This is a genomic window from Kitasatospora sp. NBC_01539, assembly GCF_045040525.1.
Taxonomy (GTDB): Bacteria; Actinomycetota; Actinomycetes; order Streptomycetales; family Streptomycetaceae; genus Kitasatospora.
The window spans coordinates 2,259,313-2,276,431 of the sequence record NZ_CP109390.1 but is presented as its reverse complement, the minus strand read 5'-3'; the positions used below and the strand labels follow the sequence as shown (position 1 = coordinate 2,276,431).

The 17,119-nt window shown below is 76.8% G+C and carries 17 protein-coding genes; 9 read left to right on the top strand and 8 right to left on the bottom strand.

The genetic code is table 11. The annotated features are described in order from the left end of the window. Positions 1 to 21 precede the first annotated feature (21 nt). The 3 genes from ggt to OG335_RS09745 all read left to right on the top strand — a co-directional run bounded on the left by ggt (position 22) and on the right by OG335_RS09745 (position 3,481). On the top strand, positions 22 to 1,809 hold the full coding sequence (ggt, locus tag OG335_RS09755; RefSeq protein ID WP_405010654.1) for a gamma-glutamyltransferase: 1,788 nt from the start codon (positions 22 to 24) through the stop codon (positions 1,807 to 1,809). A gap of 114 nt (positions 1,810 to 1,923) precedes the next feature. Continuing rightward, on the top strand, positions 1,924 to 2,727 hold the full coding sequence (locus OG335_RS09750; protein ID WP_405010653.1) for an exodeoxyribonuclease III: 804 nt from the start codon (positions 1,924 to 1,926) through the stop codon (positions 2,725 to 2,727). A gap of 196 nt (positions 2,728 to 2,923) precedes the next feature. Further along, on the top strand, positions 2,924 to 3,481 hold the full coding sequence (locus OG335_RS09745; protein WP_405010652.1) for a hypothetical protein: 558 nt from the start codon (positions 2,924 to 2,926) through the stop codon (positions 3,479 to 3,481). 28 nt (positions 3,482 to 3,509) lie between these two features. Here OG335_RS09745 and OG335_RS09740 read toward each other — a convergent pair whose 3' ends face one another. Further along, positions 3,510 to 4,211: a lysoplasmalogenase gene (locus OG335_RS09740; protein ID WP_405010651.1), complete on the bottom strand. Its 702-nt coding sequence runs from the start codon at positions 4,209 to 4,211 to the stop codon at positions 3,510 to 3,512. After that, a complete protein-coding gene (locus OG335_RS09735) occupies positions 4,208 to 5,068 on the bottom strand; it encodes a sterol desaturase family protein (RefSeq protein WP_405010650.1) in 861 nt (286 codons plus the stop codon). The genes OG335_RS09740 and OG335_RS09735 overlap by 4 nt, the downstream gene beginning before the upstream one ends. 128 nt (positions 5,069 to 5,196) lie before the next feature. On the opposite strand from OG335_RS09735, the gene OG335_RS09730 reads away from it, so the two are divergent. Beyond that, positions 5,197 to 6,600 carry a DUF2398 family protein gene (locus OG335_RS09730; RefSeq protein WP_405010649.1) on the top strand — a complete coding sequence of 468 codons (1,404 nt, stop codon included), beginning with the start codon at positions 5,197 to 5,199 and terminating at the stop codon, positions 6,598 to 6,600. Positions 6,601 to 6,625: 25 nt separating this feature from the next. Here OG335_RS09730 and OG335_RS09725 read toward each other — a convergent pair whose 3' ends face one another. The 4 genes from OG335_RS09725 to OG335_RS09710 form a co-directional block, all read right to left on the bottom strand. Beyond that, entirely contained in the window at positions 6,626 to 6,832 is a 207-nt protein-coding gene (locus OG335_RS09725) for a cold-shock protein (protein WP_405010648.1), read from the bottom strand. A gap of 77 nt (positions 6,833 to 6,909) precedes the next feature. Next, entirely contained in the window at positions 6,910 to 7,095 is a 186-nt protein-coding gene (locus tag OG335_RS09720) for a hypothetical protein (RefSeq protein WP_405010647.1), read from the bottom strand. A 173-nt stretch (positions 7,096 to 7,268) separates the two neighbouring features. Further along, positions 7,269 to 7,883 carry a TetR family transcriptional regulator gene (locus OG335_RS09715; RefSeq protein WP_405010646.1) on the bottom strand — a complete coding sequence of 205 codons (615 nt, stop codon included), beginning with the start codon at positions 7,881 to 7,883 and terminating at the stop codon, positions 7,269 to 7,271. A gap of 48 nt (positions 7,884 to 7,931) precedes the next feature. Beyond that, on the bottom strand, positions 7,932 to 8,843 hold the full coding sequence (locus OG335_RS09710) for an acyl-CoA thioesterase (RefSeq protein ID WP_405010645.1): 912 nt from the start codon (positions 8,841 to 8,843) through the stop codon (positions 7,932 to 7,934). 124 nt (positions 8,844 to 8,967) lie between these two features. On the opposite strand from OG335_RS09710, the gene OG335_RS09705 reads away from it, so the two are divergent. The 5 genes from OG335_RS09705 (at position 8,968) to OG335_RS09685 (ending at position 15,073) form a co-directional block, all read left to right on the top strand. Beyond that, on the top strand, positions 8,968 to 10,335 hold the full coding sequence (locus OG335_RS09705; protein WP_405010644.1) for an SWIM zinc finger family protein: 1,368 nt from the start codon (positions 8,968 to 8,970) through the stop codon (positions 10,333 to 10,335). Beyond that, on the top strand, positions 10,332 to 12,932 hold the full coding sequence (locus OG335_RS09700) for a DUF6493 family protein (protein WP_405010643.1): 2,601 nt from the start codon (positions 10,332 to 10,334) through the stop codon (positions 12,930 to 12,932). The genes OG335_RS09705 and OG335_RS09700 overlap by 4 nt, the downstream gene beginning before the upstream one ends. Positions 12,933 to 13,015: 83 nt before the next feature. After that, complete coding sequence (locus OG335_RS09695; protein WP_405010642.1) at positions 13,016 to 13,552, top strand: TetR/AcrR family transcriptional regulator; 537 nt, start codon at positions 13,016 to 13,018, stop codon at positions 13,550 to 13,552. 46 nt (positions 13,553 to 13,598) lie between these two features. Continuing rightward, a complete protein-coding gene (locus tag OG335_RS09690) occupies positions 13,599 to 13,964 on the top strand; it encodes a hypothetical protein (RefSeq protein WP_405010641.1) in 366 nt (121 codons plus the stop codon). Positions 13,965 to 14,119: 155 nt separating this feature from the next. After that, positions 14,120 to 15,073, top strand: a complete 954-nt coding sequence (locus OG335_RS09685) for a DUF389 domain-containing protein (RefSeq protein WP_405010640.1) — start codon at positions 14,120 to 14,122, stop codon at positions 15,071 to 15,073. Here OG335_RS09685 and OG335_RS09680 read toward each other — a convergent pair. Together OG335_RS09680 and OG335_RS09675 are read right to left on the bottom strand one after the other, a co-directional pair. Beyond that, a complete protein-coding gene (locus OG335_RS09680; RefSeq protein WP_405015346.1) occupies positions 15,063 to 16,250 on the bottom strand; it encodes an MBL fold metallo-hydrolase in 1,188 nt (395 codons plus the stop codon). The two genes, OG335_RS09685 and OG335_RS09680, sit on opposite strands and share 11 nt — an antisense overlap. A 333-nt stretch (positions 16,251 to 16,583) precedes the next feature. Beyond that, complete coding sequence (locus tag OG335_RS09675; RefSeq protein WP_405010639.1) at positions 16,584 to 17,039, bottom strand: MaoC family dehydratase; 456 nt, start codon at positions 17,037 to 17,039, stop codon at positions 16,584 to 16,586. Positions 17,040 to 17,119 lie beyond the last annotated feature (80 nt).

Here is a 17,119-nt window from a genome sequence, read left to right as displayed (position 1 = left end):
GCTGCCTCAGGAGGCTTCCGCATGAGAGCTCTGGCCCGAATCGTCCCGCCGATCGCCCTCGCCACCGGCCTGATCTGCGGCACGGTCGCACCCGCCCAGGCCGCCGCACCCCCGAAGACCCCGGAGGCCGTCGGCTACGGCGGCGCCGTCGCCAGCGTCGACGCCGACGCCACCGCCGCCGGCATCGAGGTGCTGCGCCGCGGCGGCAACGCCGTCGACGCCGCGGTCGCCACCGCCGCCGCCCTCGGCGTCACCGAGCCGTACTCCTCCGGCATCGGCGGCGGCGGCTACTTCGTCGTCTACGACGCCCGCACCGGCCGCGTCTCCACCCTCGACGGCCGGGAGACCGCCTCCCGCACCGCCGACACCTCGCTCTTCCTCGACGCCGACGGCACGCCCCTGCCCTTCGCCGACGCCGTCACGAGCGGTCTCTCCGTCGGCGTGCCCGGCACCGCCGCCACCTGGGAGAAGGCCCTCGACCTGTGGGGCACCCGCCCGCTCGGCGAGGTGCTGCGCCCGGCCGAACGGATCGCCGAGCACGGCTTCACCGTCGACCAGACCTTCCGTGACCAGACCGCCGCCAACCAGGCGCGCTTCCAGGACTTCCCCGAGACCCGGCGGCTCTTCCTGCCCGGCGGGCAGCCCCCGGCGGTCGGCTCCCGGCTGCGCAACCCCGACCTCGCCGCGACCTACCGCGAGCTCGGCCGGCACGGCACCGCCGCCCTCTACCGCGGCCCGATCGGCGCCGACGTCGTCAGCACCCTGCAGCACCCGCCCGTCGACCCCGCCTCCGGGCGCACCGCCCGACCCGGCCGGGTCGACGCCGCCGACCTCGCCGCCTACCGGGTGCGGCGCCAGGACCCCACGCACGTCACCTACCGCGGCAACGACGTCTACGGCATCGCGCCGTCCTCCAGCGGCGGCACCACCGTCGGCGAGGCGCTCGGCATCCTCTCCCACTCCGACCTGGCGGGCCTCGACGCGACGCAGTACTACCACCGCTTCCTGGAGGCCTCCCGGATCGCCTTCGCCGACCGCAACCGCTGGGTCGGCGACCCGGCCGCGGTCGACGTGCCCACCCGGGAGCTCCTCTCGCCCGCCTACACCGCCGCCCGGGCCTGCCTGCTCGACCCGGCCCGCGCCCTGACCAGCCCGCTCGCCCCCGGCGACCCGCGCCGGCCCACGGCCTGCGGCAGCAGCGGCCCGGCCGTCACCGAGTCGTACGAGGGCCCCAGCACCACCCACCTGACCGTCGCCGACCGCTGGGGCGACGTCGTCTCCTACACCCTGACCATCGAGCAGACCGGCGGCAGCGGCATGACCGTGCCGGGCCGCGGCTTCCTGCTCAACAACGAGCTCACCGACTTCTCCTTCACCCCGGTCGTGCCCGGGGTGCCCGACCCCAACCTGCCCGGGCCCGGCAAGCGGCCGCGCTCCTCGATGTCGCCGACCGTCGTGCTGCGCGACGGCCGGCCGTTCCTCGCCGCGGGCTCGCCCGGCGGCGCCACGATCATCACCACCGTGCTCCAGGTGCTGCTCGGCCGGATCGACCGCGGCCTGACGCTGGAGCAGGCCATCGCCGCGCCCCGCGCCAGCCAGCGCAACGCCGCCACGACCGCGGCCGAGGCCGGCTTCCTCGCCCTGCCCGAGCGGGCCGGACTGGAGGCGCTCGGCCAGGTGCTCGCGTCCTCGGCCGAGATCGGCGCCGCCACCGGCGTGGAGCGCCTGCCGGACGGGCGCTGGCGGGCCGCGGCCGAGCCGGTCCGCCGCGGCGGCGGCTCCGCGGCCGTGGTGCGGCCCGCCGGCTGACGGACCGGCACTGTCGGTGCCGGGCGGTATGTTCGGGGTGGGTGCCCGCCGGGTGCCCGCCCCGTCCGTACCGTCCGTACGCCGTGTCCGCTCCACCCGGGAAGGCCGCCCGCCGTGACCGTCCGCATCGCCACCTGGAACATCAACTCCGTCACCGCCCGGCTCCCCAAACTCCTCGAATGGCTGGAGAGCGCCGCCCCCGACGTGCTCTGCCTCCAGGAGCTCAAGTGCGCGGCCGACAACTTCCCGTACGAGGAGGTCGGGGCGCTCGGCTACGAGACCGCGGCGCACGGCACCGGCCGCTGGAACGGCGTCGCGGTGCTGTCGAGGATCGGCCTCGACGACGTCGTCCGCGGTCTGCCCGGGCAGCCCGGCTTCCAGGCCGACGACGCCCTGCTGCCCGACGTCGAGCCCCGCGCGATCGGCGCGACCTGCGGCCCCGTCCGCGTCTGGTCGGTGTACGTGCCCAACGGCCGGGAGGTCGGCCACGCGCACTACCGCTACAAGCTGGAGTGGCTGGAGACGCTGCGCAGCACAGTCCTGGAGGACGCGGCCGGCCCGCGCCCCTTCGCCGTGCTCGGCGACTTCAACATCGCCCCCGCCGACGAGGACGTCTTCGACATCGCCGCCTTCGACGGGCTCACCCACGTCACCGCACCCGAGCGCGCCGCCCTCACCGCCCTGCAGGGCGCCGGCCTGCAGGACGTCGTGCCCCGCCCGCTCAAGTACGACCACCCCTACACGTACTGGGACTACCGGCAGCTCGCCTTCCCGAAGAACCGCGGCATGCGGATCGACCTGACGTACGGCAACAAGGCCTTCGCCGACGCCGTCACCGACAGCTACGTCGACCGCGAGGCGCGCAAGGGCAAGGGCACCTCCGACCACGCCCCGGTCGTCGTCGACCTCGACCTCTGACCCCGGCCGCACACCGGCCCGGCGGCCGCCCGCCCCGCTGCGGAGCGTGACCGTCCGGGCCCGAACGGTCCCCGAACGGGCGCGGTGCGGTGGCCGGGCGCGGGGCCGCTGCCTAGCGTCGGGCATGACTGGGTGCAGCCGACCGACCACGGGGCGACCCCGCCCCCGGCCGCACCCGAGAACCTGGAGGTCCGGCATGCGCATCCCGCGTACCGCCGCCGCCGCGCTCGGCACGACCGCCCTGCTCGTCCTTGCGGCCCCGGCCGCGCAGGCGGCGCCCGCCAAGGCGCCCGAACCGGCCAAGGTCACCCCGGCGCAGGCGGCACCCGGCGAGAAGGTCACGGTGAACGTGGTCTGCCCGAGCACCACGACGAAGACCCTCACGGCCGCGTCGAAGGCGTTCACCGGCGGCACCCTGACCCTGACGGCGGGCCCCGACGGCACCTACAGCGGCACCGTCGCCCTGCTCTCGGCCACCGAGCTCACCGTCTCCGAGACGGAGACCACCACGCCCGCGTCCTGGGGCATCGACGGCAAGTGCCCCGGCGGCGAGCCGTTCACCGGCACCGTCGCCATGAAGCCGCAGCCCGGCTCGCACGCCTCGACCGCCCCCGCGCCGCACGGCAGCGTGGAGACCGGCCTCGGCGGCTCCGTCACCGGCGCGGGCCCGCGCGAGCTGGCCACCGGCGGCGCCCTCGTCGCCGCCGGCATCGCCGGGTTCTGGCTGCTGCGCCGCCGCAGTCCGCAGTCCTGATGCAGTGCCCCGCTCGGCGCCCCGCCCGTCAGGCCGGGGCGCCGAGCCGCGTCCCGGCGGGCCGACCCGCGGTGTCCGCCGCCGGGCGGCCGGCCCGCACCGCGCCCCGCGCCAGCAGGTACTGCGCCGCGCAGTACGTCGCCATCACCCACAGGTCGTGGCCCGGCAGGGGCGTCCAGTCGGCGAGCCGGGTCGCGATCAGCGTGTCGGAGAGCAGGAACAGCCCGCCTCCGACGCCCGTCCACAGCCCGAGACCGGCCGACGACACCGCCGTCGACGCCAGCAGCAGGCTGTACGCCGCGACCGGCACCCGCAGCCCGCCGAGGCCCGGCCACAGCTGCGTGATCAGCACCGCCCAGGCGGTCGCGTAGCCGGCGGCCACCAGCAGGCCGCGCCGCCGGTCGTCGAACGCGCCGAGCTTCGCGAACATCGTCACGTAGCAGACGTGCGCCGCCGCGAAGGCCCCCATGCCCGCGAGGAACGCGGTGTCCCCGCCCACCTGCAGCAGCACGTCGCCGGCGGTGCTCGCCAGCAGCGCCGGCACCAGCAGCCCGGGCGCCCGCGGCGCGGCGGCCAGGGTCCAGGCGGCGAGCAGCGGCATCAGCGCCGGCTTGGTGGCGTGCTGCAGCGCGGTGGCGCCGGCGGCGATCGCCCCGAGGTGCGCCGCAGAGGTCGCCGCGAAGGCGGTGAGCAGGCCGCGGGCGGCCCGGAGTCGTCCGGTGGCGGTCATGCGGGGGTGCCCTCCGGGCTCTCGGTGCGGGCGGGCTCCCAGCCCGGGCCCCTGGTCAGGTGGCGGAGCCGGTCGCCCCAGCTGCCGGCCCGGGCGACGTCCCGGGCGATCGAGGCGTACTCGTGGGTGGCGACCCGCAGCGGGTTGTGGCTCTGCAGGTTCTTCGTCAGACCGTAGACCGGCCGGGTCGTCTCCGGCGTGAACGAGCCGAACAGCCGGTCGAAGACGATGAGGATGCCGCCGAAGTTGCGGTCCAGGTAGCCGCCCTGCGAGGCGTGGTGCACCCGGTGGTGCGACGGCGTGTTGAGGACGAACTCGACCGGGCGGGGCAGCCGGTCGATCCGCTCGGTGTGGATCCAGAACTGGTAGACCAGGTTGACCGAGGAGCAGAACGCCAGCGCCGCCGGGTGCACGCCGAGTGCGATCACCGGCAGGTAGAACACCCAGGAGGTGGCGCCGGTCCAGGGCTGGCGCAGCGCCGTGGAGAGGTTGTAGCGGCGGCTGGAGTGGTGCACCACGTGGCAGGCCCAGAGGATCCGCACCACGTGGTGGCCGCGGTGCGACCAGTAGTAGCAGAAGTCCTGGGCGAGGAGCACGAGCGGCACCGTCCACCACAGCACCGGCACCCGCAGCGGCGTCAGCGCGTACAGCGCCGAGTAGACCGCCAGGATCGGGATCTTCCACAGCGCGTCGAACACCAGGCTGCCGAGGCCCATGGTGAGGCTGGTCGCGGTGTCCTTCGCCGCGTACCCCTCCTCCTCGTCGTCGGGGTGGAAGCGGTACGACACCATCTCGACGACGGTGAGCAGCACGAAGGCGGGTATGGACCACCGCACGACGTCGGGCAGGTTCGGCATGCGAGGACGATAGGCGACGCGCGCCCCCGGTGGAAGAGCCCGGTTACCCGCGCGTAACGCGTGGTGGCCCGCGGGCCGCCCGGACGCGTCCCCTCCGGGCCGGTGCACCGTCTAGGCTGGTGCGCGAGATGGAGCAGCACGAGTACGCGACCGGGGCCGGGGAGGCGACCGGTGGCACGGTGGTCGAGCGCTTGGGCGGGGCGGGGCAGCTCACGGCCCACGCGTGCACCGACGCGTCCTCGCAGGCCGAACTGCTCGCACGGCGCTTCGCCGACGCCGACGACCACACCGCGCACGGGCTGTTCACCGCCGTCTTCGGCCTCTACCCGGCCCGGCACCTCGGCGGCCGGCCCGCCGAACCGCACGGCCCCGCCGCCACCAGCTGGTGGCACGGCCCCAGCGTGCACCGCACCCCCGCCGCGGGCCGCCCGCGCGGACTGCGCCGGGCCCGCCAGGAGGCCGCCGCCCGGGTGCCCGCACCGGCAGGGCCGGGCCGCCACCGCAGGCCGGAGCGCACCCGCGCGGCCGGGCAGGGCGCCGCGGCCGGCGAGCGCCGCACCGCCGCGCGGCTGCTGCTCGCCCACCCGCTCGTCACCGCGGACGGCCCGCACGGCGAGGGCTTCCCGCTGATCCTCCGGCACGCCGACTGGCTCGCCGAACGCTTCGCCGACCTGCTCGGCTACCCGCTCACCCTCGACCCGTCGCACGCCCGGCTGCACAAGGCGCCGCTGCCCGGCCGCACCCGCCCCGGCTTCCGCCCGGCCGGGTACGCAGCCCTCGTGCTCGCCCTCGACGCGATAGCCGACGGCCGCACCCCCGACCTCGGACGGCCCGAGGTGCGGGCCCTCCTGGCGGACTGGCAGGTCGCCACCGGCCCCGCCGCCCTCGACCGCGAGCTGGCCCGGGCACTCGTCCCCGGGGCCCGCCGCGCCGCCGCCGGCACCGGCCCCGAGGTGGCCGTACGGCGGCTGCTCGCCGAGAACCCGGTCGTGCTCCTCGACGAACTCGCCGCCGCGGAACGCACCTGGCTGCTGGGCCGGCTGCCCGCCGAGGCCGAGCTGTTCGCCGACTTCCTCGGACTGGAGGCGGAGATCCGCACCGAGGGCGTCGCCCTGCTCGACCCGGCGCACGAGCTCACCGACCTCGCCCCCGGCGGCGGCCCGCTCGCCGACACCGCCCTGCTCCTCGCGGAACGGCTCGTCGAGGAACTCCGTCCGATGCCCGAGGACGCGGCCCCGCCGGCCGTCCTCGTCCCGGACGCGCTCATAGACGGCGCCCTCGGCGACATCACCGACGAGTACGGCCTGCCCGCCGCCCCGGACGCCGACTACCTCGCCGACCGCACCGCGCTGCGCCGCGACGCGCTCGACCTGCTGCACCGCATGCAGCTCATCGCCCCCGCGGGCCGCTGCTGGGTGCTGCGGGCCCCGGCGGCCCGCTACGCGCCACAGGCCGAACTCCACCCCGCCCCCGGCACGGGCCGGCACTCGCGCCCGGACGGGCAGGAGCTGCCGCACCCGCGCTCCGCCTGAGGTCGCGGGCCCCCGCCGCGCGGCCTCACTCCACCGCGCGGACCCGTTCGGCGACCTGGCGGAACTCCTGGACGGTGGCGTCGTACTCGACCCGCTGGCCGTCCGCGAGGACGTGCTCGGGGGCGCCGACGATCGAGTCGTAGTAGACGGTGAGCTCGGGCCCGCCGTCGTCGGGCGTGATGTAGCCGTAGCCGTGCCCGCTGGAGAACGTCTTCACAGTGCCGGTGGCCATGGGATCGCCCCTCTGCTCCGGATGGTGCCGATGACCGCAGTATCGGACGCCCGGCGGCCGCGCACCACCCGGTCGGCTCAGCGCCCGGCGGCGGCCGCCGTCGCGGCGTGCTGCTGGTGGCGGACGGTCTCGGCGGTCGCCGCCACGCCCAGGCCCCCGAGCGCCAGCGACGCGACGACGGCCGCGCTGGCCAGCCACCGGCGGTGGCGGCGGGGGAGCGGGAAGCGGGGCTGCGGTGCGGCGGTCGCGGATGGTGCGGTCATGCCGGGCAGTGTGCCGGGCCGGTGTGAAAGCCCGGCCACGGGCGGGTTAAGCCCGGGCGGGTGCCGGGCGTCGATCCGTCGCGCCGCAGGTCGGGTGCGGTGACGGGGTGGGTGCGGTGGCAGGTCGGGTGCGGTGACGGGGCGGGTGCGGTGACGGGTCGGGTGCGCGCGGGTCAGGCCGCCTCGTACGGGGTGAGCACGAGCCGCACCACGTCCTCCAGCCGCCGCCGCGCGTCGTCGAGGGTGGTGCGGCCGGTGACCCACGCGGTCAGCTCGCCCTGCCAGGCGTGCCCGACGATGTGGCGCACCACGTCGCCGTCGCGGGCCGGCACCTCCACCATCACGGCGCGCAGGGCGGCGCCGTCCGCCCGGGCCATGGCTTGCAGGGCCTCGCTGGCGAACGGGTCGGTGGAGGCCGCCACGGCGACCCGCAGCCGGGCGAGTTCGGGCTGCCGCTGGTAGGCGCGCATGCCGTGCCGGACGAAGCGCACCATCCGCTCGCTGGCCGACGGTCCGGCCCGGCGGGCGATCTCCGCCACCAGGTCCGTCAGCAGGGAGCGGTGCCACTCGGCGATGGCCGCGGCCAGCAGGTGGTCCCTGGAGGAGAAATAGCGGTAGGTCGTCCCGAGGGCGACCCCGGAGCGCTCGGACACCTGGCGCATCTGCAGCCGCTCGACACCGATCTCCGTCACCAGGGAGAGGGCGGCCGAGATCAGATTCCCGCGCCGTTCGAGCTGACGGGGCGACATCGCCTCCACCGGACGTGGTGACAGGTCAACCTTGGTCACCCTCACCATGATACGGGCCGGGGTGCCGCGCGGGTATGACGCGATCGGTCACGGACGGGTCGCGGGCCGCTCCCGCAGCAGCGTCTCCTGCACCGCGGACGCCACCAGGTGCCCGGCCCGGTCGTAGAACTCGCCGAGGGCCAGCCCCCGGCCGTCCGAGGCCGACGGGCTGCGCTGCGCGAAGAGCAGCCACTCGTCGGCCCGGAACGGGCGGTGGAACCACATCGCGTGGTCGAGCGAGGCCAGCATCGTCCGGCGCGGCTCCCGGCGGCCGAACCGGTGCGGCTCCAGGTGCAGCGCGGTGGTCGACGCCAGCGTCAGGTCGGAGAGGTAGGTCAGCGCGCACACCTGCAGCAGCGGGTCGTCGACCGGCAGTGGCGTGCCGGACCTCAGCCAGACGAACTGCTGCGGCACGCCCGGCAGTTCCGGCGGCATGCCGGGCGCCCCGGCGGGCAGGAAGCGCATCTCCAGCGCACGGAAGCCGGTGGACTTCGCGAAGTCCTCCGGGTTCGCCTCGCGCCAGGCGGCGAACGGGTCCGGCAGTTCCTCGGGCCCCGGCACCGGCGGCATCGTCCGCTGGCGCTCGGTGGACGCCTCCGGCCGCTTGAACGAGGCGGAGAGCGTGAAGATCGCCTCGCCGCGCTGAACGGCCGTCACCCGCCGGGTCGCGTACGAGAGGCCGTCGCGCACCCGGTCGACCTGGTAGACGATCGGCCGGGTCGGGTCGCCGGGGCGCAGGAAGTAGCCGTGCAGCGAGTGCACGGTGCGCTCCGCGCCGATCGTCCGCCCGGCCGCGGTGAGCGCCTGCGCGGCGACCTGCCCGCCGAAGGCGCGCATCGGCGCCCCGGCATGGCAGCTCCCGCGGAACAGGTTCTCGTCCAGCTCCTCGATGCGCAGCAGGTCGACGAACGGGGCGACCGGGTCGTCCCCCGATCCCTCCAGGTCCATGGCTTCCGTCACGGGCCCATACTGGCAGATCACGGCCCGCGGGGATGTGACGCGGGTTACCCGCGGGGCACTTCCGATGGTGGAACGCGTTGCAGGAATCGACCCGGTGTCAGTGCCCGCCCCTAGCGTCCCCGGCATGACGCAAGCCGTACAGACGTACGCCTACCTGCGGTCCTCCGCCGTGCGCGAGACCCCCGGCGGACACCGCCTCGCCCTGGAGACCTCCGGTGGCACCGGCCCCCTCGGGGCCGCCGCCCACCCGCGCTTCTTCGCCGGGTTCCTCACCTCGCCGCAGGCCGCCGCGGCCGCCCTCCTCGCGGTCGCCGACGTCGCCGGCGCCCGCTACCACCAGCCCCGGCAGCTCGCCTCCCTCGACCCGGTGGTCACCGCCGGCGGCGACCGGCTGCGCTTCGAGTCGTTCTCCGGCTGCTGCGGCGTGCACGCCCGCCTCGACGTCCTCGCCGACGTCCTCGACGGCGACGAGATCGGCCACGGCACCACCAACGTCGACGTCAACCACCCGCTCCGCGAAGGCCTGAGCCGCGTCGGCACCGGCGACCCGCTGCACCTGGCCGTCGGCCCCGACGCGCTGGAGGTCACCACGGCCGAAGGCCCGCTGACCGAGAAGAAGGTGCCGCTGCCCGACCGCTGGCTGCGGGGCTTCGCCGAGACCCAGGTGCTCGCCGCCGGCTTCGACCTGCGCGCCGAACTGCCCGCCGCCGAGGCCGTCCGCTTCCTGCGCGCCCTGCCCCGCGGCGGCGGCCGCACCTCCACCGTCGGCTGGGTCGTGCCCGCCGGCCGCACGCTGCGCCCCACCAGCCGCCCGGCACCCGGCGCGGTCTGCCTGCCCGGCCCCGAACGGCTGGGCGCCCTGCAGCGGGTGCTGCGGCACGCCGTCGCCCTGCGGGTGTACGGGCCGGCCCGGCCGACCGCGCCGACCGCGTCCGCCTGGGAGGTCGTCCTGCCCGGCATGCGCCTCACCCTGACCCTCTCGCCGGACACCGCACGCGGCTTCTCCGGCGAGGGCGGCGTGCTCACCGCGCTCGCCGCCGAGGGCTCGGCGGAGGACGCCGACCTCGTCGCCACGCTGCTCGCCTGGGAGCCCCGGATCGACCCGGCCGAACTCGCCGAGCAGTCCGGCCTGCCCGTCGGCCGGGTGCGCGCCGCGCTCACCCGCCTCAGCACCGCCGGGCAGATCGGCTACGACCCGGCCGAGGCCGCGTACTTCCACCGCAGCCTGCCCTACGCCGCGGGCCGCGCCGAGGCGCACAACCCGCGGCTGCGGGCGGCCCGGGCACTGGCGGCGGCGGGAGCCGTACGGCTGGAGGACGGCCTCGCGACGGTCACCGTCGACGACCACGTGCAGCGCGTGCGCACGGGTGCGGACGGCGAACCCGGCTGCACGTGCCTGTGGTGGGCGAAGTACCGGGGCGGGCGCGGGCCGTGCAAGCACGTGCTCGCGGTCGGCCTGGTCCGCGCCGGGCAGGCCGGGGGCGCGCGGTGAACCTGACCGACCTCGTGCGCCGCGGCGACACCGCGGGCGTCGCCGTCGCCCTGGCGGACTTCACGCCGGAGCAGCGCCGCGCCGGGATCCCCGCGCTGCGCGAGCTCCGCAAGGAGTTCCGTGACACCTGGAGCGGCTCCGCCGACGCCTGGACGGCCCTGCTGATCGCCGGCGCGGGCTGCCACACCGCGCCGTCCGCCGCCGCGGAGTGGCTCGGCAGCCCGGCCTTCGAGGACCGCGCCGGGTGGCGCAACCCGCTGGTCGTCGCGGTCGTCGACGCGCAGCCGGCCGCCTGGCGCGAGGAGGTCGTCGCCCGGCTCGCCGTCCGGCGGGCCCCGGGCTGGGGCTGGTCCGAGCACTTCCCGCTGCTGGAGCACCTCGTGCGCACCACCGGCTGCCCGGTGCCGACGGCGGACCCCTTCGTCACCCAGTGGATGCGCGAGCGCGCGCGGCCCGAGCCGCGGGCCCGCGCCTTCGGCGCCCTGCCGCCCGGCCCCGATTTGCACGCCCGGCTGGCGGCCGACCCGTTCACCCCGGTGCTCGCCCCGCGGCTGTTCGAGGTGGACGACGCCGCCGCCGAACTGGAGGGCCCGTGGGTCGCCCGGGACGACACGGAGCGCTGGCCGGGGGTGCTCGCCCGGCTCGCCGCCGACGGCGTCCTCGACCGCGCCGACCTGGTCGACCGCTGCCTGGCGCGGCTGCTGCGCGGCGGCCGCCCGGCCGACCAGCGGGCCTTCCTGGCGGTGCTGAAGGCGCTGGCGCCCACCGGTGACGAGTACGTCGCGCACGTCCGCACCCTGCTTGGCATGCTCGACGGGGTGTCCACCGCCGCCGGCCACGCGCAGGAGGTGCTGGCCGCCCTCGACGCGGCCGGGCGGCTGGACGCCGAGGCGGTGGCCGAGGCCTCCCGCACGGTGCTGTTCCGCCCGGAGAAGAAGCTCGTCCGCGCCCAGCTGGCCTGGCTCGGCCGGGCGGCCCGCACCGCTCCCGACCGGGCCGGGCCGGTGGTGCTGGCGGCCGCGGGCGCCTTCGGCCACCCCGACCGGGCGCTGCAGGAGTCCGCGCTGAAGGTGGTCGCCCGTCATCTGCCCGCCGCCGGCACCGGGGTGCTCGCCGAGCTGCGTGCCGCGGCCGAGCAGCTCGACCCGGCCCACCACCGGCGGGCCGCCGAGCTGTTCGGGGCGGAGGTGCGGGTGGAGGCGTACACCGAGCAGCTGCCCGCCGTGCCGCGCCCGCGGCCGGTGCCGCCGCCCGTCGCCGGTGCCGCGGAGCTCGCCGAGGAGCTGGCCGCGGTGCTCGCCGGCGACACCGACCCGGTCGTGTGGGAGCGCGTGCTCGACGGCCTCGTCCGCCACGCGTGGCTCGACCGCGCCGGGCTGACGGAGGCGCTGGAGCCGGTGTTCCGGCTCGGCACCCGTCAGGACCTCGGTCTGGTCGCCGAGGCCGCCGCCGGGCGGACGACGGCCGGCCAGGCGCACGAGCTGGTGCGCGCCCGGCACCACGGCCCGCTGCGGTTCAACTGGACGACCTCGTTCGACGCGCAGATCGCCGCCCGGCTGGAGGAGGCCGTGCTGCGGCTCGTCCTGCGGCCGTTGCCGTACCTGCTCGCCACCCCGACCCTCTCCACCGGCGCGATCGACGCCGGGGTGCTCGTCGAACGGCTCGCCGGCTACGAGCGGGAGGGCGTCGACGCGGGCCCGGTCGACCTCGGGCAGGCGCTGCTGCGGGTGACGCCCACGGCCGACCCGGCCGTGCTCGCCGCCGCCGGACGGCTCCGCTCGAATCCCGGCGGGCGGCTGGCCGACTGGCTGCGGACCGGCGGCCTGCCGCACCAGGAGTCCGTCCTCCTCGGGCCGTCGACGGGCCGCGGGCCCACCGGCCGTCGGCAGTCGCCGAACCGGCGCCTGGTGGAGCAGGCCGGCGCCGCCGTCGGCGCCGTCCTGCCGCCCGACGCCGAGCGGCTCGTCGGCCCGGTCCACAGCCAGCTGTCGCTGCGCGGGACGTGGTGGACCCCGCCGGCCCTGCCACGATGGGCGGCGATCATGCCGGGCCACCGCGAGGAGACGGCCGCGCGCCTGCTGGATCGCTTCGCCGGCTGCGCCGACCTGGACGAGCGCGGCGGCGCGGCGCTGCTGCCGGTCCTCGCCGAGGCGGACGGGCCCGCCGGGCTCGCCCTGCACCTCGCGGTCGGCTACGGGCTGGGCGCCCGTCACCGGGAGGACCGCACCGCCGCGGTCGACGCGCTGCTGGTGCTGGCGGCCCGCGGCGACCTCGACGCCGCGCTGCTCGGCCGCGAGGCGGGGGAGCTCGTACGGCTCGGCGCGGTCAAGCCGAACCGGCTGGCGGACGCGCTCCGCTCGGCGGCGGACACCGGCGCGTACGGCACGGTCTGGTCGGTGCTGGCGGCGGCGCTGCCGCCGGTGCTGACGGAGGTGCCGCCGCGCGGGGCGGGCGAGCTGGTGGCGGTCGCCGCGGACTGCGCGCGGCGGGTCGGCGCCCGGGGGCCGATCCCCGCGGTGACGGCGTTCGCCGGGCGGGCCGGAGCCTCGCAGGCCGTCCGCGAGGCGGTGGCGCTGCGGGAGGTGCTGGCGGGCTGACCGGCCGGGGCCGGGATCGAGGGGGGGAATTCAGGAACGGTCGTTCTTGACCGGTCGTTCCTGAACTCGCTACGGTACGGCGCATGGGAAGACCACGCGCCTTCGACGAGGACGAGGCCGTCGCGGCCGCCGCCCGGCTCTTCGCCGCCCGCGGCTTCGAGGGCACCTCGGTGGACGACCTGGTCGGCGCCCTCGGCGTCCACCGGGGCAGTCTCTACAAGGTGTTCGGCAGCAAGCGCGGCCTCTACCTCGCCGCGCTCCGCCGCCACCTCGACCACGACGTCCTGCCGCTCACCGCGGCCATCGGGACGGCCGCCGGACTGCCCGCCGGCCTCGCGCAGGCCGCCGCGGCCTACGACAGCGGCCCGGCCGCGGGCCTGCTGCTGCTCGCCGCGGCGGAGCGGGCCGCCGAGGACCCGGAGACCGCCGCGCTGGTCGAGGAGGGCTTCGCCGCCCTCGAATCCGCGATCCGCGCGGTCATCGGCCCGTCCGGCCCGCCGCCGGTGCTGGCCGAGGCGCTCGCCGCGACCGTGCTGGGCGTCCGGCTGCGCAGCCGCGCCACCGGCGGCGGCCCGGCCGCCGAGGCCGTCCTCGCGCTGGCCGGCCGCCTCACCCCCTGAACGGCCCGCCGCACCCTGCCGCACCCACCACCCGAGGAGTCATCAGATGGCACAGCTGTCCGTCGTGGGCGACCGCCTGGTCGTCGAGGTCGAGGGCCTCGACCGGCTCTGGGCCCTGAGGAGCAGGCTGGAGATCCCGCTGGCGCACGTCCGCGGGGCCACGGCCGACCCCGGCATCGTCCGCGAGTCCAAGGGCATCAGGGTCGGCGGCACGCACGTGCCGGGCGTCATCACCGCGGGCACCTTCCGCTCCGGCGGCGAGTGGATCTTCTGGGACGTCAAGGACCCGGCCGGAGCGGTCGTCATCGAACTCGCCGACGAGCGCTACCGCCGGCTCGTCGTGGAGGTCGCGGACCCGCGGGCCGCGGTGGCCCTGGTCGAGGCCGCCCGGCGCGCCGCACCCACGGCCTGACCGACCGTCCGGGCCCGACGGGCCGTCGGGGGCCGTCCCGGCCGGTCAGGGTCGGTCAGGGCCGTTCAGGGCCCGTCGGGGGCCGCCGGGGACTGCCGGGGCCCAGGGCCTAGGGTGGGCGCGTCCATGCCGAGCCAGCCCCGCCCGGAGCCACCGTGCTGCACCTGCGCCTGATCGTCCCGACCGACCTCCGCGAGCCCGTGCACGCCGCCCTCGACGCCTGCGTCGGCGCCACGCACGTGATCGTGCTGCCCGACACCGCCGTCCGCCCCGCGGGCGACACCGTGCTGTGCGACGTCGCCCGCGAGGCCGCCGACGAACTGCTCGGCGAGCTGCGCTCGCTCGGCCTCGCCGACCGCGGCGCGATCAGCGTGGAGGACATCACCCTGACGATCTCCAGGGCCGCGGACCGCGCCGAGGAGGAGGCCCCAGGCGAGGGCGCGGACGCCCTCGTCTGGGAGGCGGTCTCCGAGATCACCCACGAGGAGTCCACCCTCACCGCCGTCTACCTGGCCTTCCTGACGGTGGCGACGATGCTCGCCGCGTGCGGCGCCGTCCTCGACAGCGCCGTGCTGGTCGTCGGGGCGATGGCCGTGGGGCCGGAGTTCGGACCGCTCGCCGGGCTGTGCGTGGCCCTCGTCCAGCGCCGCGCCCGCCCGGCCGTACGCTCGCTCACCGCGCTGGTGGCGGGCTTCGCGGTGGCGATGCTGCTCACCGTCGGCTTCACCCTGCTCATGGACGCCCTGGGCCTGTTCACCCCCGCGATGTTCGAGGCCGCCCGGCCCAACACCTCGTTCATCTGGAAGCCCGACGCGACGTCCTTCGTGGTCGCCCTCCTCGCCGGGGTCGCCGGCCTGCTGTCGCTGACCTCGGCGAAGGCCGGCGCCCTGGTCGGCGTCGCGATCTCGGTGACCACCGTGCCCGCCGCCGCCAACGCCGCCGTCGCCGTCGCCTACGGCGACTACGCGCAGGGCTGGGGCTCCGCCCTGCAGCTCGGACTGAACCTCGCCGGCATCGTGGTCGCCGGCGTGCTCACGCTGGTCGTCCAGAACCTCCTGTGGAAGGCCGTACGGGCCCGGCACCGCCCGGCGCCGGGCCTCACACGGTGACGCCGTCGCCGTCCACCGCCGCGGCGCTCCCGGTGCCCGTCGCCGTGGCAGGACCGGTGGCCGGCGCGTCCGGTACCAGCAGGTCCACACCGTCCCGCGGCACCGCGGCGGCCGCCCGCCACCACAGGGCCGGCGCCGGCGGGTCGGCCGGCTCGAACGGCGCCCCCGGACGCGGCACCGCGAACCGGGCACCGAGCGCCTGAGCGGCCGCCACCGTCCGTTCCGCCGGCTCCTCCCACGGGTGCATCGCCAGGTCGAAGGTGCACCAGTGGATCGGCAGCAGCAGGTCGCCGCCGAGGTCCAGGTGCGCCCGGACCCCCTCCTCCGGCGTCATGTGCACCTCGGGCCAGAGGTCGCTGTACGCGCCGATCTGCACCATCGTCGCGTCGAACGGCCCCAGCCGGCCGCCGATCTCCGCGAACCCCGGGAAGTAGCCGGTGTCGCCGCTGTGGAACACCCGGTGCTCCGGGCCCGTCACCACCCACGACGCCCACAGCGCGTACGGGTGGGTGCGCGGGCCGCGGCTGCAGTAGTGCCGCGCGGGCGTCGCCGTCAGGGTCAGCCCGGCGACCTCCGCCGACTCCCACCAGTCCAGCTCGACGATCCGCTGCACCGGCACCCCCCAGTGCTCCAGGTGGGCGCCGACGCCGAGCGGCACCGCGAAGACCGTCCCGGTCGCGGCCAGCGCCTGCACGGTGGGCATGTCGAGGTGGTCGTAGTGGTCGTGCGAGACCACCACCACGTCGACCGGGCCGAGTTCGGCCAGCGCGATCGGCATCGGGTGCAGCCGCTTCGGGCCGGTCCACGAGAACGGCGAGCAGCGCTCGCTCCAGACCGGGTCGAACAGCACCCGGCGGCCGTCGAGCTCGGCGAGCACGGTCGCGTGGCAGAGCCAGGTCAGTCGCAGCCCCGAGGCGGGCGGCTCCGCCAGCTCGATCGGGCGCAGCCGGTGCAGCGGCACGGGCGCGGCCGGCACCCGGCGGGCCCGGTCGGCGGAGAACTGCGCCCGGCTGACGGAGAAGGGGGTGCACCCCGCGGCGAGCCGCCGGGTCGGCACCGGGTTGCGGAAGGCGCCGTCGCGGAACTGCGGAGAACGCTCGATCCGGGCCAGCCGCTCCCCGGCCGGGTCGGCGCCGAACGCCTCCGTGCGCAGCCGGTGCCAGGTGCGGCGCGGCAGTCGGCCGACACGGCCGCCGTCGGTGACGGCGGTGCCCAACCGTGCGGTGAGGTCGGCTGCGCGGGAGATCCACGGGACGGAGCTGGGCACGGCACCTCCACGGTCGGGACATCCGTACGGCGGTGGCCGTCCGGCGTCCGCGGTCGCGAGAGCCGGCAGGCCGGACGCGTACGGGAACGGCACGGTGGCCCCGCTGCCGTACGACGACCGTCGCACCGGACACTACCGCTCCCCGCCCGTGCGGGCCCGGCCGGAACCCGGCCGCGCGGGCCGTTCGGCGGACCCCGGCCCGGGCCGCCCGCGACACGCGGGCGGCCGGGCCGGACCGGTGGGTCAGGCCGCGTAGAAGCGGGTGATCGTGTCCGCGACGCAGTGCGGCTTGGCGCTCTCCTCGCTGGAGACGGTGAACCGCACGACGGCCTGCAGGCCGCCGGGCACCGCGTCCGCGGAGACCAGCTCGGCCGTCGCCCGCACCGCGGTGCCGACCGGCACGGGCGCCGGGAAACGGACCTTCTCCGAGCCGTAGTTCAGGGCCATCGCGATGCCCTCCACCGCGTAGCACTCCTTGGCGAGCACCGGGATCAGCGACAGCGTCAGGTAACCGTGCGCGATCGTCGTGCCGAACGGGCTGTCCTTCGCGCGCTCCGGGTCGACGTGGATCCACTGGTGGTCGCCGGTGGCCTCCGCGAAGAGGTTCACCTGCTCCTGGGTGATGGTGTGCCACGCGCTGGTGCCGAGCTCGGAGCCGACCGCGGCGGTCAGGTCGGCGAGGGTTGCGAACGTCGTCAAGGTGCGCTCCAGGTGGGGGTCGAGGGCTGCCGTCCCCGGCCGGACGCACCCGGCGGGGACAGTCGCAGAGTATGCCTACC